Genomic DNA, 1847 nt, shown 5'->3' with positions numbered 1-1847 from the left:
AGTGACAGCGTACTATGTCAATAAGAATTTTAAAGTTTTTGAACAACTTAAATACACTAAACGTATTTCTGTAAAAAAAATACAGTAAACAACCGACAGAAAACACTATATTGGAATCTCACTCTTCTAAGATCTGAATAATAGCCTTACTTCGCTTCAATTCTGTAGGGATGCAACCTGGTTAGTACAAGTCATAGTTAACGTACAATTCGCATTTACAGGACGAAGTAAATCATGCTGTCACTCGAGGTCATATTTGCCTCCGGCACTTAAGTCGATTTTCCTTCGATCCTAGAAGAGGAGACTCCATTTTTTACGATTTAAGCTGCTAATACTATTTTTAAAAACTCTTCTGTTTTTGTGTAGTTGAGTTTCTTTTTAATTTCTGATAAATAACTGTATTGTGGCTGTTTAGACTGATAAGGCTTCTTGTGTTGTAACATTGAAAAGGCTATTTTGATAAATTTATTCCCTAAAGCTATATAGGCTTTTCTTGCATGTTTTCCTCTTTCCCTCAGTCTATCAAAGAAAGGTCGTAAGTCTTTATTGTGTTGTGCCAACGATTTACCTACGGTATAAACGATGAATCGTAAGTGCTTGTTTCCCTGCTTAGAGATCTTACCGTAGAATCCTTGTGTTCCACCAGACTGAATAATAATTGGATTTGTACCAGCTTTTTTTATAAGTTGGCCGGCATTCTCGTAATGAGAAACTTCACCTAATTCGCTAAAGAACTCTGCCGCGGTAATTACCCCTATTCCTGGGACTGTTAATAGAAGTCTACCTTCTGTTTGGAGTAATACCCGTTCTATTTCTTTTTCGAGAATGATGATTGTTTCGTTTAATTGCCTTAAATCCCTAAGTGCTAGTTGAAGTAAAAGTAATTCTGCAGACAGATCTTCCTTTGGTTTAACAATAGAATTCTCGGCTACGGAGAGTAGGGTATTCATGGTATCTTCTCTCATTCTTAATTTTTGTAATCGCGAGATTTCCCTAATACCATTAAGTCCAAGAGATAAAACATCTGAAGGATGGGGGTAATGTTCCATGAAAATCAACGAGGACTTTCCCCAGAAATCACTAAAAATCAATTTTTTCCTTGGCACATTACCTTTCACTTCAATATATCCTTGAAACTCTCTCCAGATATGATCCATCAAAGTCCGTATTTTCACACGAGTTTTTGAGCGCTTTTGAACCTCAGTTCTTCTTGCACGAGTAAGTGTCATTAATTTACGAAAATTACCTTCTGGTAATTTGTTTTCCATACCTTTATTTTGCATTAAGGCATGAGCGATAGCGTAAAGATCGAGGTCATCTGTTTTACTCCAATTTAGAGCGCTAGCTCTTTCCTCATGAGTTGTCGCTGCATTTATTAAAGTCACATGATATCCAAACTTACTTAATTCTTTTACAATGTCCTCGTAATAATGACCAGTAACTTCCACTCCAATCAACAGTTTTTCTGCCTGGAGTTCTTTTTCCGCCCTTTTAATCCTCGAGCATATATCCTTTATTCCTACCTCGTTTATCCCAAAGAAAAATGGTTTTTCTATAACATCACCGAAGTAATTACAGATAAGGGCCTTTTGAAAATACTTTGCCGCATCAATCGCTACAATTAAAACTTTTTCTAAATTTAGTCCTCTAAGTTGTGAACTGAATTGACTACCTTTTCTTCCTTGTATATTATTAATATAGTTTTTGTTTTTTAACCCCATGTGTTTCTCCTCCGTGTTGGTTGATAGAATGAGGTTCCCTGTCAGGTACTTTAATCTTACAACATGGAGAACACTGGGGTCTTTTTTTATTTAAAGACTATTCGACATTATTATCTAATACACCAG

1 protein-coding gene is annotated in these 1847 nt (G+C 35.7%); it reads right to left on the bottom strand.

Annotation, left to right across the window (positions count from 1 at the left end):
- Positions 1–320: 320 nt before the first annotated feature.
- The gene (locus COD11_RS24325; RefSeq protein WP_098799487.1) at positions 321–1721 is read right to left on the bottom strand and encodes an IS110 family RNA-guided transposase; all 1401 of its coding nucleotides are present in this window, start codon (positions 1719–1721) and stop codon (positions 321–323) included.
- Between the last annotated feature and the right edge of the window lie 126 nt (positions 1722–1847).

Origin of the sequence: Bacillus sp. AFS040349 (genome assembly GCF_002577655.1) — a bacterium.
In the GTDB taxonomy this organism is placed as follows: Bacteria; Bacillota; Bacilli; order Bacillales; family Bacillaceae; genus Metabacillus.
This window is presented reverse-complemented; position numbering and strand designations above follow the sequence as displayed.